Annotated in this window: 2 protein-coding genes; both read right to left on the reverse strand. The window is 41.6% G+C overall.

Annotated elements, in window-relative coordinates:
- On the reverse strand, positions 1-325 hold a 325-nt coding region (locus R8O11_RS30450), incomplete at its 3' end, for a type VI secretion system baseplate subunit TssF (protein ID WP_318195291.1).
- Positions 322-551 (reverse strand): GPW/gp25 family protein (locus tag R8O11_RS30455; RefSeq protein WP_318195292.1); only part of this gene is annotated, 230 nt, incomplete at its 5' end. The genes R8O11_RS30450 and R8O11_RS30455, both read right to left, overlap by 4 nt.

Below are 551 nucleotides of genomic sequence, written 5' to 3' on the forward strand. Positions count from 1 at the left end.
CAGGAATAGCAAATGAACTAGTGGTTGACTCTGAACAGTTCAATTTGATCACGGACATCGAAGGAATTGGCGCATGAAAGTCCGGATATAGCTGTCCCATCAGTGATTCCGTAAACTGTGGGTAACTGTTATCCAGACTTTGTCTTATCCGAGCGGTTAAAAAAGCACAACCTTCCAACAGACGTTCAACATGTGGGTCTTCAACTTGTTCTTCGCTGATACGTAACCTAGCCGCAATTTTAGGATATTGCTCGCCAAACTCTTGTCCTTTGTGTCGCAGATAGGCCAATTCACGATTGTAGTATTTTAGAAACTCTTCACTCATTTCGCTCGACTCAACTTCATTCCTAAGTTCACTGGCTCGACTTCCGAATTGAATTTCAACTCGTGGATGTCATTATCAATCAAACAAGTTGCGCTAATTTCTAACCGTAAGGTTCGATCTATCGCATTTTTTTCATCAGAAATTTGAACGTGCGGATTTCTTAACCGAGGTTCAAACTCCCGAATAGCTTCATAAACGATGTCACACAACTGACTTTGTCCATCTT

The sequence above is a fragment of the Vibrio sp. 1288 genome (assembly GCF_033344475.1).